The 17,524-nt window shown below is 62.7% G+C and carries 15 protein-coding genes; 8 read left to right on the top strand and 7 right to left on the bottom strand.

Features of this window, described 5'->3' with window-relative positions:
* Positions 1-343, top strand: a 343-nt coding sequence (locus ACW9H9_RS07010; RefSeq protein ID WP_457370418.1) for an IS3 family transposase, incomplete at its 5' end; no start/stop codon positions are given.
* A 753-nt stretch (positions 344-1,096) separates the two neighbouring features.
* Here ACW9H9_RS07010 and ACW9H9_RS07005 read toward each other — a convergent pair.
* The 5 genes from ACW9H9_RS07005 to ACW9H9_RS06985 form a co-directional block, all read right to left on the bottom strand.
* Complete coding sequence (locus tag ACW9H9_RS07005; protein WP_457342433.1) at positions 1,097-1,387, bottom strand: hypothetical protein; 291 nt, start codon at positions 1,385-1,387, stop codon at positions 1,097-1,099.
* A gap of 522 nt (positions 1,388-1,909) precedes the next feature.
* Entirely contained in the window at positions 1,910-2,761 is an 852-nt protein-coding gene (locus ACW9H9_RS07000; protein ID WP_457342432.1) for an urea carboxylase-associated family protein, read from the bottom strand.
* 15 nt (positions 2,762-2,776) lie between these two features.
* Complete coding sequence (locus tag ACW9H9_RS06995; RefSeq protein ID WP_457342431.1) at positions 2,777-3,442, bottom strand: GntR family transcriptional regulator; 666 nt, start codon at positions 3,440-3,442, stop codon at positions 2,777-2,779.
* Positions 3,443-3,458: 16 nt separating this feature from the next.
* Entirely contained in the window at positions 3,459-4,967 is a 1,509-nt protein-coding gene (locus ACW9H9_RS06990) for an amino acid ABC transporter permease/ATP-binding protein (protein WP_457342430.1), read from the bottom strand.
* A gap of 47 nt (positions 4,968-5,014) precedes the next feature.
* Positions 5,015-5,869, bottom strand: coding sequence for an ABC transporter substrate-binding protein (locus tag ACW9H9_RS06985; RefSeq protein WP_457342429.1), 855 nt, complete (start codon positions 5,867-5,869; stop codon positions 5,015-5,017).
* Positions 5,870-6,209: 340 nt separating this feature from the next.
* Here ACW9H9_RS06985 and ACW9H9_RS06980 point away from each other — a divergent pair, with 340 nt between their 5' ends.
* Positions 6,210-6,479, top strand: coding sequence for a hypothetical protein (locus tag ACW9H9_RS06980; protein ID WP_457342428.1), 270 nt, complete (start codon positions 6,210-6,212; stop codon positions 6,477-6,479).
* A gap of 41 nt (positions 6,480-6,520) precedes the next feature.
* Here ACW9H9_RS06980 and ACW9H9_RS06975 read toward each other — a convergent pair whose 3' ends face one another.
* Together ACW9H9_RS06975 and ACW9H9_RS06970 are read right to left on the bottom strand one after the other, a co-directional pair.
* On the bottom strand, positions 6,521-8,233 hold the full coding sequence (locus ACW9H9_RS06975; RefSeq protein ID WP_457342427.1) for an amidase: 1,713 nt from the start codon (positions 8,231-8,233) through the stop codon (positions 6,521-6,523).
* Positions 8,234-8,482: 249 nt separating this feature from the next.
* Positions 8,483-9,283 (bottom strand): SDR family NAD(P)-dependent oxidoreductase, encoded by an 801-nt coding sequence (locus ACW9H9_RS06970; protein WP_457342426.1) that lies wholly within the window; start codon positions 9,281-9,283, stop codon positions 8,483-8,485.
* A 120-nt stretch (positions 9,284-9,403) separates the two neighbouring features.
* Here ACW9H9_RS06970 and ACW9H9_RS06965 point away from each other — a divergent pair, with 120 nt between their 5' ends.
* The 6 genes from ACW9H9_RS06965 (at position 9,404) to ACW9H9_RS06940 (ending at position 17,450) form a co-directional block, all read left to right on the top strand.
* Positions 9,404-9,919 (top strand): MarR family winged helix-turn-helix transcriptional regulator, encoded by a 516-nt coding sequence (locus tag ACW9H9_RS06965; RefSeq protein ID WP_457342425.1) that lies wholly within the window; start codon positions 9,404-9,406, stop codon positions 9,917-9,919.
* Positions 9,920-9,994: 75 nt separating this feature from the next.
* Positions 9,995-11,320, top strand: a complete 1,326-nt coding sequence (locus ACW9H9_RS06960; protein ID WP_457342424.1) for an LLM class flavin-dependent oxidoreductase — start codon at positions 9,995-9,997, stop codon at positions 11,318-11,320.
* A 210-nt stretch (positions 11,321-11,530) separates the two neighbouring features.
* Complete coding sequence (locus ACW9H9_RS06955; protein WP_457342423.1) at positions 11,531-13,675, top strand: TonB-dependent receptor family protein; 2,145 nt, start codon at positions 11,531-11,533, stop codon at positions 13,673-13,675.
* A 319-nt stretch (positions 13,676-13,994) separates the two neighbouring features.
* Entirely contained in the window at positions 13,995-15,371 is a 1,377-nt protein-coding gene (locus ACW9H9_RS06950; protein ID WP_457342422.1) for an iron-containing redox enzyme family protein, read from the top strand.
* Between the two features lie 10 nt (positions 15,372-15,381).
* A complete protein-coding gene (locus ACW9H9_RS06945; protein ID WP_457342421.1) occupies positions 15,382-16,326 on the top strand; it encodes a methyltransferase in 945 nt (314 codons plus the stop codon).
* Positions 16,323-17,450: a carboxylate-amine ligase gene (locus tag ACW9H9_RS06940; RefSeq protein ID WP_457342420.1), complete on the top strand. Its 1,128-nt coding sequence runs from the start codon at positions 16,323-16,325 to the stop codon at positions 17,448-17,450. The genes ACW9H9_RS06945 and ACW9H9_RS06940 overlap by 4 nt, the downstream gene beginning before the upstream one ends.
* Positions 17,451-17,524: the final 74 nt, after the last annotated feature.

Genomic DNA, 17,524 nt, shown 5'->3' with positions numbered 1-17,524 from the left:
GGGTCGTCCCATAAACACCTCGATAAAGGTGTTGCGACGACCGGTTGAATCCGCCCAGTACAGCAGCTCAGACTGGCGAAGCTTCTTGAAAGCTAACAACCTGGTAGCCAGCATGAGTCGTCGAGGTAACTGCCACGACAACGCTGTGGCGGAGAGCTTTTTCCAGTTGCTAAAGCGGGAACGGATCAAGCGTAAAATCTACACTACACGCCAGGATGCTCGGGATGATGTGTTCGATTATATCGAGATGTTTTACAACCCAAAACGACGCCACAGTTTCAACAATCAGCTGTCACCGGTAGAGTTTGAAAAGCGTTACGCAGCGAGCCTGGAGAGTGTCTAGAAAACCCGGGGCGATTCATATACCGTATTCTATTCACAGGCCCGCGGATTAATACCACCTATCAGGTACATCTGTCATTATCCAGTGAGGTCCTTGCTATTGGGCAGGTGACTAAGGCGCTCAACTATTTTGATATAAAAATTTCCCAGCCTGGAGGGGCTGGTCAAGATATGGTGAATATTGATTTTAAGGTGTTTGGGTGATTTTTAAGTCTGGCTTTATGGATTAGTTTCACTCCGAATGGTATGGATCAACTCCACCCTTTAAAGCAGTGCACTGCATCGTTGTTACCTCCGGGTTCAAGGATGCAGCGAGTAGGGTGGGTTATTCGTCGCCGTCGTCTTCGGCGTTCATTTGGAACGATTCGGGCAGCTTGGCCACCCCCAGCTTTGCTGGTGCAACCTCTGCCTCGGTGTCCACCAGGATCGGGTGCCTTCAGAGATGCTATACCCGACTGCGCCGTAATTGAGTCACCCTCGACCTTCAGCCAAAACGCGGTGCCGTTGGCGTCATACTCCGAACACTCATGGGTGTCGGATATTCCTGCCGGCTAGGGCTCCACAGCTTTCGCCCGAGTGCCAAATAGTGTCAGGCAACCAAATCGCGCTAACGCCGCAAATGTGGGCGAATTTCGGAGAGTTGCGCGCGTTGGAGATTTTTCCCTGCCCCCCGTCATTGCCAAGATCGGCAGAAACAACCGATCAGCCTTCGGACCCCGCATTTCCCGCGTGGCCCGAAGGGTCTTACACGCGCTTAGATCCGTATGATCTGGGTAATGTGAGGTTTACCTTGCGGCGGCGCGTAGATTTCCACTATTGCCGTCCAGGTTCCTGGCGAACCCGGCTGCTGTGCTTTGGAGTAGTAGCGATAGTTTTTGCCAGCGACCACCTGAGTCGAAACCGTCTCAGGCGTGTAGGTCACTCCCACAAAGCCTTCCAAGGCTTGGTCGAATACCTTTTTATCCTCCGAAGTCAGTTCGTAGTAAGGAGTCCATCCACCAGCACCAACGTGTTTTTCTTGAGCTGACATACTGTAAATCTCCATATTTAAGTTCCTACTCGTATGGCTTTTCGGAGTTCGCCCCGTCTATTGAATGGTTTCCGGCATCCATTTCCTCAGGGTGCTCCCGGGTAAAGACGTTTGATCGCCCAACAGCGCTCCCAGGAAATCACCAGTGCTTAACGTTTGGTCGGGCAGGTCTAGTCATAGGCTCGAATGCATGGCCGAGCGATTGACTATGGAGGAGTGGGGGTGGTCACCCGCTTCAGATCCTCTTCCCTGATAGAAACAATTCACCGAAAGGTAATTGCCAGACGTCCACGTCTTTTCTAAGGCGGCTCAGCGAGTGAGGCGTGCCGCTTGGTGGCTTTAAGCTATCAAATACAAGAAGAATGTATGTACGTCTTCGGCCCTGCCGGACGTAGGGGATCGACGATTGGTGATTTTTTAATCAGCGCTTGCTCAAGGCAGTGGTTAATCAGCAGGACGGCTGATCCCGATTCCTGGCTCAAAACACCCCAACACCTCGCGCCGGAATGAACCCTCACCCCGGCGCGCCCCCATGACCTATTTCTCCCACGCCGCCTTGGCAATCAACAACCCATGGTTGCCGTTATAACTGGCCCGCTCCGGCTGTTTCCAGCCTTCAAGCAGTTCCTCATCCAGCCGGTAAATCTCAACCCCCAGCGGCCGGCACACTTTCAGCGGGTCTTCTGCGTCCGGGCCCCACATGGGCAGTGACAAATCCCCGCCCGGGCAGGTGGACAGGGCGCACAGCACGTCAATTTCGGCGAAAAACTCCAGGTAATCGCCCTGTTTGGCCGGGCAGGCTTTCATGAAGTACATGTCGTCGTGATTGAGCCCCGTGCACTGGAAAATGTTCAGCACGTCGTGCACGTCAAACTCGGTCAGGCCGTGGGGCAGTACCGCGCGGGTGAGGTTGGAGTGGCAGTGATGATGGAAGTCTTCGCCCGTCAGCATCTTGTTCACGTAGGGGTCGCAGCGCGTGCCCAGCAGGTCATGCAGGCGCCCGCCGTGTTCGTCGATGCCGTAGTCCGCCAGGCTGTCGTCGGTGATGGTGAGCAGCGGGCGCAAAAAGGGCAGGTTCGACCACAGGCGGTCATAGGTGGTCACGTGCGCGCCTTGCAGTTGCCGGGTGCGTGAGGCCCACATGCGCTCGCGCGGATCGTTGGCGTTCCATACGTTGAAGTCGCCGACTTGCGGGCCCACCGGGGTGGTCACGCGGAACACGTGGCCTGCGGGTACTTTCCAGGCGCGGCCGGTGCGGATCGGCACCTCGAATTGCTCGATGAGCGTGCGGCCATCCTGGCGCTCGCGCACGCGGTCGTAAAACGGTTTGTCGACTTGCAGCGCGGCGCCTTTGCTTACCTGGTAAGCGGCGGGGTAATCCTTGTACATGGGTAAACCTCTTTTTCAGTGCTTGGGATGGCTGCCGAGGATGTCCAGCAGCACGCGTTCGGAGTCGTTCAAGTAGCTGTTCATGGCTTCTTCGGCTGCCTGTTTGCGACCGTCCACCAGCAAGTCGTGGATATGCCGGTCGCGCTCCAGCCAGGGTTTCTGGAAGCCTTCTTCACTGGGCGCGTTGGAAAACACCAGGCGCATTTGTGCGGTGATGTGGGTAAAGAAATCATCGAGCAGGGGGCTGCGCATCAGGCCGACGATGTGCTGGTGAAAGCGCAGGCTGTGGGTGCCGAAGGCTTGCCAGTTCTCGCGCTCCTGCGCCAGTTGCGCCGCTTCGATGGCGTCCAGCATCAGGTCCGACTGGTATTCGCGCAGGGGCTTGCTGACGGCGATCGCTTGCAGTTCCAGGGTTCGGCGCACCTTGAACAGATCGCGCACGTCGTCGATGCCCATGCGTCGCACCATCACGCCTTTATTGCGCACGTAACTGGCCAGGCCTTCGCGCCCCAGTTGGTGCAGTGCTTCGCGTACGGTGTTTCGCGAGGCGTTGTAGGCATTGACCAGTTCGCTTTCCACAAGCGGCATGCCGGGCAGCAAGCGCCCGCCGATGATGTCTTCGCGCAGTTCCATGGCGACCTGGTCTGCCAGCGACACACTGTGTTCCTTGGGCGGGTTCATGGTTGGCTCCGCTGGCTCATGCCAGTTGTACGTCTTTGAGGAATTTGGCCATGCGTTCACTGCGTTCTTGCAGCATGACGCGTGGCGCGGCGTCCTGGATGATCTCACCGCGCTCCATGAATACCACCCGGTCGGACAGCTTGAAGGCGAAGTTCATTTCGTGGGTCACGATCACCATGGTCATGCCCTCGCGGGCCAGTTCCTCGATCACCGCCAACACATCGCCGACCAGTTCCGGGTCCAGGGCCGAGGTGGGCTCGTCGAACAGCATCACCGAGGGGCGCATCGCCAGTGCCCGGGCAATCGCCACGCGCTGCTGTTGGCCACCCGAGAGTTGGTGCGGGTATTTGCCCGCGTGCTCCAGCATCCCGACCTTGCGCAGCAAGGCCAGGCTCAACAACCGTAGTTCATCCTGGCTGCCATGGGCGTGATACGCCGGGGCGAGCATCACGTTTTCCAGTGCGGTCTTGTGCGGGAACAGGTTGAAGCCCTGAAAAACCATGCCGATGTGCACGATGCCTTGCTGATGCGCCTTGTTGCCCAGTGCGCCGAGCGGTTCGCGGGTGCCCCGCAGGAACGGTTGCCCCTGTAGGGTTATTTCCCCGTGATCGAGCGCTTCCAGGCCGTTCATCGTGCGAATCAGCGTGGTCTTGCCCGAGCCGGATGGGCCAATGATCGACACCACTTCACCCCAGCGCACGCTCAGTTCCACGCCCTTGAGCACCTCCAGTTCGCCATACGCCTTGCGCACGCCGCGTGCCTGCAAGGCAAACTCGCCTGGCTCTGCCTGGCTGGCAGCGCGCCGGGTCGCCACCTGTTCCAGCGCGGCGGGGGCGACGGTCTTGGGGGCGCGCCGGGTCACGTCCAAGTGGTTTTCCAGCACGCGCAACAGGCGGCTGAACACCGTGACGATCAGCACGTAATAGAAGGCCACGGCCAGCATCGTCTCCATCACCAGAAAGTTCTGGGTATAGAGCTGCTGGCCGACCAGCAGGATCTCCGACAGCGAAATCACCGACACCAACGAGGTCAGTTTGACGATGGTGATGTACTCGTTCGCCAGCGTCGGCAGCGCCACGCGCAACGCCTGCGGCACCACGATCAAGCGCTGCACGCCGCGGTAGCCGATGCCCAGGGCCTTGCCCGCTTCCAGTTGCCCCTTGGCTACGGCCAGCAGGCCGCCGCGATGGATCTCTGCGATGTACGCAGCCTCGCTCAGCACCAGCGCGATCAGCCCGGCCGAGTAAGGGTTGGACAGCGCCGCGCTGGTGGCGGGGTAAACCTGGGGCAGGTTGTACACAAAGATCAGCAGTACCAGCAGCGGCAGGCTGCGGAAAAACCAGATATAGAGCCCGGCCGCCTCCCGCAGCCAGCGCCGCGGGGACTGGCGCGCCAACGCCAGAAAAAACCCGAGGACGATCCCCAGCAGCCAGGTTTCCAGGCTCAGCTCGACCACCGTCCCGACGGCGCGCCAGAAGTCGCCGTTCCCGATCAAGCCCAGGGTGTAGTGCCAATCAAATTGCATGTGCTGACTCCGCGTTATTGGCTACCGAATGTGCTGTGCGTGAGGTGTCAAGGCGCGGTGGTGCCCAGTGCGGCCTGGATGTCGTCAGCACTCGGTTCGGCCAGGTTGTAGCGCGCGAGCAACTGCGCGTAGCTGCCGTCCTTTTTGATCTGCGCGAAGGCGGTGTTGAGTTCGTCCAGCAGCGCCTGGTCCCCCTTGCGCACGGCCAAGCCGATCACCACCGGGTAAATCACCTCAGTGGAACTGATCACGGTTTTGCCTTGCAGTTTTTCCACCATGATCTTGGCCACGGCCGGGTCTTCCATCTGCACGTCAACGGCCTTGGCCAGCAGCGCTTGGGCGGCTTCCGGCGAGGTCGGGAATTCGCGTGATTCGATCGCAGGCTTGCCAGCGGGCAGGCAGTACTCGGCAGAAACCTTGTTGAGTTTGGGGATCCAGGAGGCGCCCTTGATCGAGCCCACGCGTTTACCGCACAGGTCTTGCGGTTGCTGGGGTTTAAAGTCGCTGGAGGCCAGCACCATCAGCGCCGAACCGGTTTTCAGGTAGCTGAGGAACTCCACCTGTTTGGCCCGTTCCGGGGTCACGTATAGGGCCGACGCGATCAGGTCGAAACGCTGGGCGTTCACCCCCAGAATCAGGTTGGCAAAGCGGGTGTCGACAAAGCGCGGCTTAAGCCCCAGTTGCTTGCCGATCAGTTGAATGAACTCGGGATCAAAACCGGCAGGCTCTTTTTGCTCCAGGTACGTGTAGGGCGGGTAAGTGAGGTCTGAGCCCACCGAGAGCTCGCCCTGCTTGAGCACGCCTTTGATTTCTGCGGCGCTCAACAGCGGGGCGACGCAAGCCAGGGCGGCCGTCAGTGCCAGGTTGCGCAGGGTGGTGTTGCCCATCAAACCTTTTTGCATGTTCGTATCCTCAGCGGTGAAACGGTAGGAGTACCCAGGATTGTTCAACAATCAGTTATTTATGCATTAGCGTTTATCGTGCCAATGTTTGCAGAGTGGCCTGCCAGAGCGGTTTTATCATGAGCAAAACTGTCCACGTCGCGTGGCGATACACCAAAGCAGTGCGTCCTGTTACCGGGTGATACGTTTCGGCGCAAAAGGGGGGGCAGTGCAGGGCAATCGCTTTGTGTGGGGCGTTTCCCTGTTTTCTGTAGGATCGGTTCGATACGTTCAACGAACGGTTGAAACAGGCGGGGCTTGGCAATAGCCTCGGTTTTTTTCTAGAAACTGGTGCCTTGCAGTGGGAAAGCGAAAGGAAGTTTGGCCGACGGAACGGGAAATTAGACTGCGCTTTATCCTGCTGGCGGTGATTGAGATTGCGTGCGACCAGGGCGTGCCGATCGAGCGGTTGTTGCTGGCGTATTTGTCGTTGCGCAACACGCTGTCGGAGGACCAGTTGGTCGAGCTGCTGCGGGACGTGCTGGGCCTGGCGCCGATGCAGGGGTTCCGGTTCACGCCGGAATCGGAAGCCGACCAGCTGCTGCGAAAAATCGGCAGCAGTGTGAAGTAGAAGAGGGTTGCAGCCGTGGGGCTGCAACCCTTTTTGCAGTGTTAGCGGTGGGTTTTCAGCGCGGGGGTGCGGGGCGGAATCACGCGTTGGCTGCCGGTGGATTCAAACGCCGACGCCAGGCGCAGCAAGGTCGAGTCGTCGTACGCACGACCGGCAAACGTCAGCCCGGCGGGCATGCCGATGTCAGCCATTACGCCCATCGGTACGGTCACGGTAGGGACGCCGAGGTGGCGGATGGCGAGGTTGCCGTTGGCCACCCAGACCCCATTGCTCCAGGCGATATCCGCCGATTCCGGATTTACATCGGCATCGGCGGGGCCCACGTCGGCTACTGTCGGGAAAATCACCGCATCCAGTCCCAACCCGTCCATCCAGTCCTCAAGGTCGATGCGCCGTGTCTGTTCCAGGCCGCGCAGGCCGTCGGGCACGCTGGCGATCTGGTCCCAGGGGGCAATGCCGCGCTCGGCCATGCGCACATATTCGTCCATGCCGGCGGCCAGGTCGTCTTCACGGTTGGGCAGGGTGCCGGGGTCATGCGGGAAAATCTGCGGGCCGTCCACGTCGGCCAGGCGGTTCAGTGCGGGGTCGTCGTTGGCGCGCAGGAAATCATCCAGCGCCCAAGCGGTGAGGCCCCACAGCTCATCATGCAGAAACGCCTTGGACACCAGCCCGCGGGTAAACACGGTGGGCGCGCCCGGGCGGTCGCCCTCGCAATTGGACACCAGCGGGAAATCCACCTCGACCACCTGCGCCCCGGCCGCTTCCAGGGTGCGACGGGTGGCTTGCCACAGGTCCATCATCGAGGCGCGGGTATGGATGCGTTGGCCGGTCGGGCCGCCAATGCCGGGATTATCACGGGTGCCCGCTGCGGCGTCGGCATTGATGTACATGCGGGGCACGCCCAGGCGTTTGCCCGCCAGTGCGTCGGGGCCTGCGGCCAATTCGCCGTAGGAGGCCGGGCGCACCGAGGTCACGCTCGGGATCGGCACCCACGGCTGCAGGCGCCACAGGTCGCCCCGGGTGTCCGGGTCTTCGGCCACCACCACTTCAAGAATCTCCAGCAGGTCGGCCATGGTCCGCGCATAAGGCACCACCACGTCCATGGTCGGCGTCAGTGGCCAGTTGCCGCGTACCGAAATCACCCCGCGAGACGGCGTGTAAGCGCACAACCCGTTGTTGGACGCCGGGCCGCGACCGCTCGACCAGGTTTCTTCTGCCAGGCCAAACGCGGCAAAACTGGCCGCCGTCGCCGTGCCCGCGCCGTTCGAGGAGCCGGAGGCAAAGGGGGCGGTGAGGAAATTTGCGTTGTAAGGGCTTTCTGCGCGGCCATACACGCCGCGTTGCATGCCGCCATTGGCCATCGGCGGCATGTTGGTCTTGCCCAGGCAGATAGCCCCGGCGGCGCGCAGGCGCTCCACGGTGAAGGCATCGCGATACGCCGTCAGGTTCGCGAACGCGGGGCTGCCCGAGGCGGCGGTGAGCCCCTTGACCAGGTAACTGTCCTTGGCGGTGTAGGGAATACCGTCCAACGGCCCGAGCGTTTCGCCCCGGGCGCGTCTGGCATCGGACGCCTGGGCTTCCTTGATCGCCTCAGCGTTACGCACCACCACTGCGTTAAGGGCGGTGGGCGTGCCGGGCGCGTCATACGCATCGATGCGCGCCAGGTAAGCCTCAACCAACTCAACCGCGGTGGTGTGGCCGGACTCGAGCGCAGCCCGCAACTGCGCAATGGAAACTTCGGTTACTTCGATCACGTTGTTATCGCCGATTCAAGGGAGGGAGGGGTGTCCACAAACTCGATAAATATCGTGAAACAGCTTACTGATAGATCTTCCGTCGCGCTAGAGCAGCGCAGCGCTCAGGAAACAGCACCGTTGTTACCACGGCTCCCCGCCGGTGTGCAGCATTTTTGCCCTCGTGTTGGCCAGGGTTGTCGGCGCCCCAAAACGATGCGCCGGCAGTTTATGCCGGCGCATCGATTGCCCTCGGAGCACTAGCCAGCCTTAAACAACCCCATAGCGCGGCGCAGGCTGGCCGTTCTGGGTGGCTGCGAACAACGCGCCGCGTGCGGCCTCATAGGTGTCCCACAACGCGCCGTCGGCCACCGATGGCAAGGTGATGCTTTCGCCTTGATCCAGGCCCGCCAGCGCGGCATCCACCATATGTTCGGTGGTCATCACGGCTTCGGCCGGGAAGGCCGACAGCGGCACGCCCGAGCTCTCCCAGATATCCGTCGCCGTGGCCGATGGCAATACGATTTGTACCTTCACGCCGGTTTGCGCCAGTTCGGCCTGCAGGCCCCGGCTGAACTCCATCACATAGCTTTTGGTGCCGCTGTACACCGCGGTCACCGGCAACGGTTGCAGGCCCAGCACGGATGCCACGTTGATGATCAGGCCTTCATTGCGCGCCACCATGGCCGGCAAGGCGGCGTGGGTCAGGCGGGTGAGGGCGGTGATGTTCAGGGTGATCTGGATGAGGGAGTCTGCCACCGAGGATTTCGTCACCGGGTGCAGCCGTGCAAGGCCGGCATTGTTGACCAGCAGGCTGACATCCGGCGTGCTCGCCAGCAGTTTTTCGACGCGGGCCAGGCCTTCGGGGCTTGCCAGGTCGGCACCAACGGTTTGCACCTTGCGCCCGTAGGTTTGAGTGAGCTGGGCGGCCAGGGTGTCCAGGCGATCAATGCGGCGGGCGACAAGGATCAGGTCATAGCCGCGCGCGGCCAAACGGTCGGCATACACGGCGCCAATACCGGAGGACGCGCCGGTGACGAGGGCAATCTTGGGGGCTGTGGCGTTTGACATGGGAAGCTCCATTAGGTGAGTGCTCAACTAATATTGTTGAGGGCTCAACTTATAGGCTTCCATTTTGTCCTTGTCAATGGTTTAGCGCTCAATCACTCTAGGCGCCTGGAGGACCACCCCATGCCCACTGATTCCCTCGACGTTGAAGACTCATCTGAGTGCCCCCCAGCCTGTGCGCTGGACGGTTTTGCGTGCACCAACAACGCCTTGCGCCGCGCGTCCCGTCGGCTTGGCCAGCTGTATGACGACGCGCTGGCCCCCACCGGCCTGAAGGCGACGCAAGTCGGGTTGCTGGCGCAAATCAGCACCTTTGTGTCCACCGACCAGCAGGGGCCTACGTTGCAAGAGCTGGCCGCCCGCCTGGCCATCCTCATTTCGGCGCTGACCCATGCCATGAAGCCGCTGGTTCGCGATGGCATTGTCGAGTTGCGCCCGTCCACTCTGGACAAGCGCACCAAACACTGCGTGATCACCCCCAAGGGTGAGGCGCTGTTCAAGCAGGCGGTGGTGTACTGGGCGCAGGCCAATAGCCGGGTCGACGAGGTGCTGGGGCACGATTCGGCCAAGCAACTGCGGGCCATGGCCGACCACGTGGCCTCCAGCGAATTTCTGGACGATTACCACGGGCGGGTATAAGCCAGCACTTTTCGTTATTAGACAGCCCCGCATCCGCCGCCCGATGCTGACGGCCTCTCGATCAGAGGCCTTGCCATGAGCACGCCCAAACAACTCAAGCTCGGCGCTTTCATGCGCCCGGTCAGCATCCACACCGGCGCCTGGCGTTACCCAGGCGCTTATGCCGACGCCAACTTCAACTTCCAGCACCTCAAACGTTTTGCGCAAACCCTGGAGAAGGCGCGTTTCGACGCCTTCTTCATGGCCGACCACCTGGCCTTGCTCAACATGCCCATCGACGCGCTCAAGCGCAGCCACACCGCCACTTCGTTCGAGCCGTTCACCTTGCTGTCGGCCTTGAGCCAGGCCACCGACCACATTGGCCTGGTGGCCACGGCCTCGACCACCTACGACGAGCCGTTTCACATCGCCCGCCGGTTTGCCTCCCTGGACCACCTGAGCAACGGCCGCGCCGGCTGGAACATCGTCACCACCGCCAACCCGGACGCCGCGCGCAATTTCGGCCTGCCGCACGCACACGACCACGACGAGCGCTACGCCCGGGCGCGGGAGTTCTACGACGTGGTGACCGGCTTGTGGGACAGCTGGGCCGACGACGCGTTTATCCGCGACGCCAGCAGCGGTGTGTATTTCGACCCAGACAAACTGCACACCCTCAACCATCAGGGCCGCCACCTCAGCGTGCGGGGCCCGTTGCACATCGCCCGCCCGGTGCAAGGCTGGCCGGTGATCGTGCAGGCGGGCGCCTCCGAAGCCGGGCGGCAATTGGCGGCGCAAACCGCCGAAGTGATTTTTGTGGCGCCCGGTACGCTGGAGGAGGGGCAGGCGTTTTACGCCGACATCAAGCGACGTATGGCCGCCCTCGGGCGCCATCCCGACCACCTCAAAATCCTGCCCGGTGCCTTTGTGGTGGTGGGCGACACGCATGAGGAGGCCCGGCGCATCCGCGCCCACCTGGACAGCCTGGTGCATTACGAAAGCGCGATCGCGTCGTTGTCGGTGGCCCTGGGCGTCGACGCTACCCGGTTCGATCCCGACCAGTACCTGCCCGCCATCCCGCCCACCAACGACAGCCAGAGTTCCCGCGAGCGCGTGCTGGCCCTGGCCGACCGTGAGCAATTGACCGTACGCCAACTGGCCCAGCGCCTGGGTGGTTACGCGGGGCTGTCATTTGTGGGCACGGCCGCAAGTATTGCCGACCAGATGCAACAGTGGCTGGAAAGCGAAGGCAGCGACGGGTTCAACATCATGTTCCCGTGGCTGCCGGGCGGGCTCGACGACTTTGTGGCCAAGGTCGTGCCCGAGTTGCAGGCACGCGGGATTTTCCGGCGTGAGTATGAGGGCACCACGTTGCGTGAAAACCTCGGCTTGCCGCGTCCGCCCAATCGGTTTTTTGCCTAGGGCCCGGGCCCCTTCCCGATCGCGCGCGGTGGTTATGGCTATAAATGCCGCGCGCTCGTTCGTTCCTTCTGTTCAGGGCTTAACGTCTGATGCGCCCGTAGGACGCGTCCTGTTATCGCGCGGGCGTGACCCGCAGCGCCTGTTTGGCTTCCCATCCCTGCTTCAACCGCCCAGCCTGCCGTACACCCCCGATTTCCAAGGATTTGCTCCATGCCCCCTTCGACCCCTTTTTTTGCGCGCAAGACCTGGCCGTTGCTGGGTTTTGGCGCCGCCCTGAGCCTCGGCCAGGTGGCACACGCCGACGACACGCTGCAATTGGCCCCGCTCGAAGTGACCGGCGCCCAAGCCAGCCCCAGCGAGGTGGCGCAGGCCCAGCTGAGTCGCGTGCCGGGTGCGACTAATTTCATCGACATGCACAGCGTCGATCAGGGGCGGGTAAGCACCAACGAGGACGTGTTCAAGTACCAGGCAGGTGTCTATGCCAAGGCGGCGAACAACGAAGGTGTGAAGATTTCCATTCGCGGCTCGGGCATCAACCGGGGCCCGGGTGCCCATGCCTCGGGCCTGTACGAAATGTTCGACGGCCTGGCCCTGACCGGTCCTGGCGGCACGCCTTATGAACTCAAGGACCCGCTGTGGCTCAACCGCGTCGAGGTGCTGCGCGGGGCCAATGGTTTTGATCAGGGCGCACTGGCCTTGGGCGGGTCGGTCAACTACGTCACCCACACCGGCTACGACGCGCCCAAACTGCAACTGCGCTATGAAGTGGGCAGCCACGGTTACACCCAGCGCGAAATCAGCTCTGGCCAGGTGCTGGGCGATGCCGACTATTACTTCAGCCTGACCGACTCGGCCTATGACGGTTTCCAAGACCACAGTGCGGGCAGCGGCAAGGGCGTGGCCGCCAACTTCGGCTACCGCTTGACCCCCGACCTGGAAACCCGCTTTTACGTTCGCTACCGCGAAACCACCAACGATTCGCCCGGCAAACTCACCCGCAGCCAGATCAGCCACGACCCGCGCGCCGCCAACGCCTTGAACCTGGCAAGAGACTCCCAGCGCCTGCAACCGGGCTCGACCTGGATCGCCAACAAAACCACCTTGCACCTGGACGACAGTGCGCGGATCGAAGCAGGCCTGTCCTACCACAATTACCCCATGGACCTGCGCGAAGGCACCAACCGCCTCAAGGTGGCCTACACCGATGTAAGCGGCACCCTGAACTACATCCGCCAAGACACCCTGTTTGGCCACGACAGCACCACCACCCTGGGCCTGCGCACCACCCAGGCGATGCCCAGCAACGGCGCCTCGGAATACGTGCGCGTACCGGCGGGTAACACCGCCGGTTACGCACCGGGCACCAAGACCCGCGACTACAGCTACTTGGGCGCCGACACCGTGCTGCACATCGGCAACGACCTGGAACTGGTCCCCGACCTGTGGCTGACCACCGGCCTGGCCGCGATCTACACCCGGCGCGAAACCGAAGTCACCTACCCGCAAACCCACACGCCGGTCAGTACCCACGATTGGGACTATGCACCGCGCATCGGCCTGCGTTACGACTTCAACCCGCAATTGCAGGTGTATGCCAACCTCAGTCGCTCCGTGGAGCCGCCGCACGCGTGGTCGATGATCTGGGGCGCCAATCAGTTTTTCCCGACGGGCAGCGGACCGGCCACCGGCTTGCAGCGCGAAGGCGTGAAACTGCGCAACCAGACCGCGACCACCCTGGAAATCGGCGGGCGCGGCGAGCAGGCGTTTGGCCAGTGGGACCTTGCGGTGTACCGCTCCGAAGTGCGCCACGAGCTGCTCACCGTGGAAACCCTCGCCACCGCAGGCACCGCGGCGGTGCTTGCCGAGTCCAACGCCAGCCCCACCGTGCACCAGGGCGTGGAAGCGAGCCTGCACAGCCCGCTGTGGGACGGCGGCCGCACCGGCAAACTCGCCCTGCGCCAGGCCTACACCTACAGCGATTTCCACTACCGCAACGATGACCGCTTTGGCGACAACACTTTGCCGGGCATCCCCAAGCACTACTACCAGGCGCAACTGCGCTACAGCCACCCCACCGGCTTTTACACCAGCCTTAACGGCGAACACGCCTCACAGGTGGCGGTCGATTACGCCAACTCCTATTACGCCGCGTCCTACACCCTGCTCGGCGCCACTGTTGGCTACGACGCACCCCGGCAGGACTGGCAGGCCTGGGTCGACCTGCGCAACCTCACCAACAAGCGCTACGCCAACACCGTCACCCCGGGTTACGACGACAAGGGGGTGGACGTGGCACGCTCCACCCCAGGCGATGGGCGGGGTGTGTATGCCGGGGTGTCCTGGCGTTGGCGTTAAGGGGGGTATCAGGTTTTCCAATGGTTCGGGTTATACAGGGCCCGTGTTTTGAGCTGCACGAGGAACGGCAGTTTCTGGCCGATGGCCTGTGCTTGATTGTTCCGCAGGCTGCGCTCCAGCGGGCTTCATGCCAGGGCCTGGGCGAGGGGAGTGGAGCGGGGCGCATCGGCGCGGGGTGCCGTTGGTCCAGCGCTGGCGAAAGCCGATTGAATTAACCCGCCAACCCTGGGCTCTGCATTCTAGAAGCGTGTGATTTTAAGCGCGCTTGCCGGGCCTTCACGGTGAAGGTCGCGTATCGAACTTCGCGGGAACTGCCACCATGACGCTTTTGACAGCACTGTCGGGTCAACCGACCACCCTGACCCCTACGGCCAACCGCCGGTACGAGGCGATCTACCAGCAGTTGTATAACGAAACGCCCGGCGCGCACGACGTGGCCCAGGCCTTGTTGCACGACCAATTGGCGCAGCTGCCCGACGCGCCGGACCCGCTGCCCGAAGACGCCGCTCAATTGCCTGCCTGGATTGAACAGCGCTGCACGGCGGTGGCCGAGGCGTACGCCAGCTACCTCCAACAGCGCCAACAAGGCCGGCCCCGTCGGTTCTTTCAAAACAAGGCCCATGCGCTGTATTTTCTGCGCGGCGTGGCCCCCACCAAACAGGTCGACGGCGCGTGGCTGTACGGTTTGCTGAACCACTGGCAAGACCCGCGCCTGGACGGTTTGCTCACCACCTACCTGGAGGAGTTGGGCGACGGCGAGGCAGGCCAGAACCATGTGCTGATCTACCGAAAATTGCTGGGCGAACACGACTGCAATGTCGATGGCCTGGCGGATGACTGCTATCAGCAAGGCGCCGTTCAACTGGCCTTGGGCCTGTGCAGCGAGGCGTTTTTGCCGGAGGTCATTGGCTACAACCTGGGTTATGAGCAACTGCCGCTGCACCTGCTGATCTCGTCGTTTGAACTCAGTGAACTGGGCATCGACCCTTACTACTTCACCCTGCATGTCACCATCGACAACGCCAGCAGCGGGCATGCCCGCAAGGCCGCCGAAGCGGTGCTCGGCCTGTTACCCGAGGGCCCCGACAGGTCAGCGTTTTACCGCCGTGTCGCACGCGGCTACCAGCTCAACGACCTGGGGCCGGGCACCACGGCGGTGATCCAGCGCTTCAACCTGCAGGACGAAGTGGTCGCCATGCTCGAACGCAAACGCAGCTTTGCCCAGCACATGCACTCGGACTATTGCCGCCTCGACGGCAAGACCGTCAACCAGTGGCTGGCGCAGCCCGGGCAAGTGCCGGCGTTCTTGGCCGCGTTGGAAAACAAGGGCTGGATCCAGCGCCACCAAGATCCCGCTCACAGCCGCTTCTGGCAGTTGGTGGAAGGCACCGGGGCGGCCATGTTCGGGGTGTTCAGCGGCTACGAAAAACGCCTGTTGCATGACTGGATCGCGGGAGAGTGGACCTGCCCGCAACGGGTTGCACCCGTGCGCCCCGGGCGCGGCAGCCGGTTTGCCCGCGACCAGCAGGCATCCGCGGACCCCGACACCCAAGACCTGATCAACAGCCTGGCGGACTTACCGGATGCCCGGCAGTTGGACGCATTGATTCCCTGGTTGTGTGCCCGGCGTCATTGCCGCCCGGCGGGCCTCTACGCCACGCGCCGTTTCATCCAGCTGCGCGCACGCTTGCGCTGAGGAGTTGCCGATGTCTGCACAACACACCGCTGACCGCGCCTTGCTCAACTTGGGCCGTGAGCTGCGTAAACAGGGCTATCGATTCATTACGCCAACGCCCTTGACCCATCAGCGTTTTTATCAGCGCCTCAACACGCCGTTGGCGGCCAGCGAGCGCGATGTGTTCGGCTGGTCGATGCCGTTTGAGCACGACCTGTTGCCCGCTCCGCTGCGCGCCGAATTGCACGCGGCAGGCATCATTGCAAAAGACGCCTCGGCGTGGCGCAGCACGGTGCGCTGGTCCAGCCTGGACGAGCTGCTGTTCGCCCATTCCGCCTATCCCACCACCCACGCGGAGGCGGTGTTTTTCGGCCCCGACAGCTACCGTTTCGCCCAGGCCATCGACGCGCACCTGCAACAGCGTTTCACGCCCGTGCTGCGTGCGGTGGACATCGGCTGCGGCGCAGGCGTGGGCGCGGTGGTCATCGCCCGCGCGCGGCACGAGGCCGAGGTGCTGGCGGTGGACATCAACCCCCAGGCCCTGCGCATGACGGCGGTGAACGCGGAGCTGGCGGGGCTTGGCAACGTCAGCGTGTACCACAGCGATGTGCTGACCAGCGTGGAGGGCACGTTCGACCTTATCGTCGCCAACCCACCCTACATGAACGATGACCGCCAACGGGCCTATCGCCACGGCGGCGGGGCCTTGGGTGAGCAGTTGTCGGTGCGCATCGTGAGCGAGTCGCTGGCGCGCCTGGCGGTAGGTGGCAGCCTGGTGCTCTACACCGGGGTGGCGATGGTGGCGGGCACCGACCCGTTCCTGGACGCTGTACGCCCGTTGCTGGGCGGCGAGGCTTTTGGCTGGACCTACCGGGAGCTGGACCCGGACGTCTTTGGCGAGGAACTGGACAAACCCGGGTATGAGCGGGTGGAGCGCATTGCAGTGGTGGTGCTTACCGTCAGCCGCCTGCGATGAACGCGCCGCCGACCTTTGGGATTGAAGAAGAATATTTCATCACCGACCTGCACCGCCGCACGATGGTTGCGCAACCCTCGCCTGCGGTCTTGCATGCTTGCCGCAAGGCCTTGGGCAGCGGGTTTTGCGATGAAATGTTCCAGGGCCAGATCGAAGTGGCGTCGCCGGTTTTCACAAGCCGTGCACAAGCGGGCGACTACCTGGCGCACGTCCGCGGTGGCCTGGCCGATGCGCTGGCCCCTTTTGGCATGGGCGCGCTGTGTGCGGGCACCCACCCGCTGGCGAGTTGGCGTGAACAACACCCCACGCCCGGTGCGCATTTCGGGCAACTGTTCGACGACATTCAACTGGTGGCCCGGCGCAGCGTGTTGTGCGGCCTGCATGTGCATGTGCAAGTACCCGCGGCCGTGGACCGCATCGCGGTGATGAACCAGGTTTCACCCTGGTTGCCGCTGTTGTTGGTGCTCAGTTGTTCCTCGCCTTTTTGGGAGGGCGCCGCCAGCGGTTTCATGAGCTACCGCCAAGCCGCATGCGACGAGTGGCCGCGCATGGGGGGGCCGGAGCATTTTGCCGACTGGGCTGCGTATCAACGCTACTTGGCCCTGTTGCGGCGCATTGGCGCCCTGGCGAGCGACGGCAACGGTTGGTGGGCCATTCGCCCGGCGGCGCGTTACCCCACGTTGGAGCTGCGCATGACCGACGCCTGCCCCAGGCTTGCCGACACCCTCACCCTGGCCACGCTGTTTCGCGTGATGGTGGCCCATGCCAGCGCGCTCAAGCGTCCCGGCGCCGGGTTCAGCGCCGAGGCGCGCTGGCTGCTCAAGGAAAACCGCTGGCAGGCCAAGCGCCACGGTGCCCACGGTCTTTTTGCCCTGGACGCCGAAGGGGCGACGGGCAACGCCGAGCAGTGGCTGCAACAGGCCAGCGAGGTATTCGCCGATACCGCCGAGGCGATGGGCGAGGGGGGCCTCTTCTACCGCGTCCGTCAGTTATTGAGGGCGGGTAACAGCGCGGCCGAACAATTGCACCTGCACGCCCAGGCGCTTGCCGAGGGTGCAGATCGGCACAGCGCCTTGCAGCGGGTGGTCGATCATTTATTGGCGCAGAGCCGTGGCGACCACTGATCGGTTGTCGTGGAGCGGCAAAGGAACGTTGGCCTGTTCTCGGCCCCTACCGTTCAACGACCTCAACGGCAGGA

The organism is Pseudomonas sp. SDO5215_S409, assembly GCF_054071325.1.
Note: the sequence above shows the minus strand (reverse complement) of the source record. Positions and strands in the feature narration are given on the sequence as shown.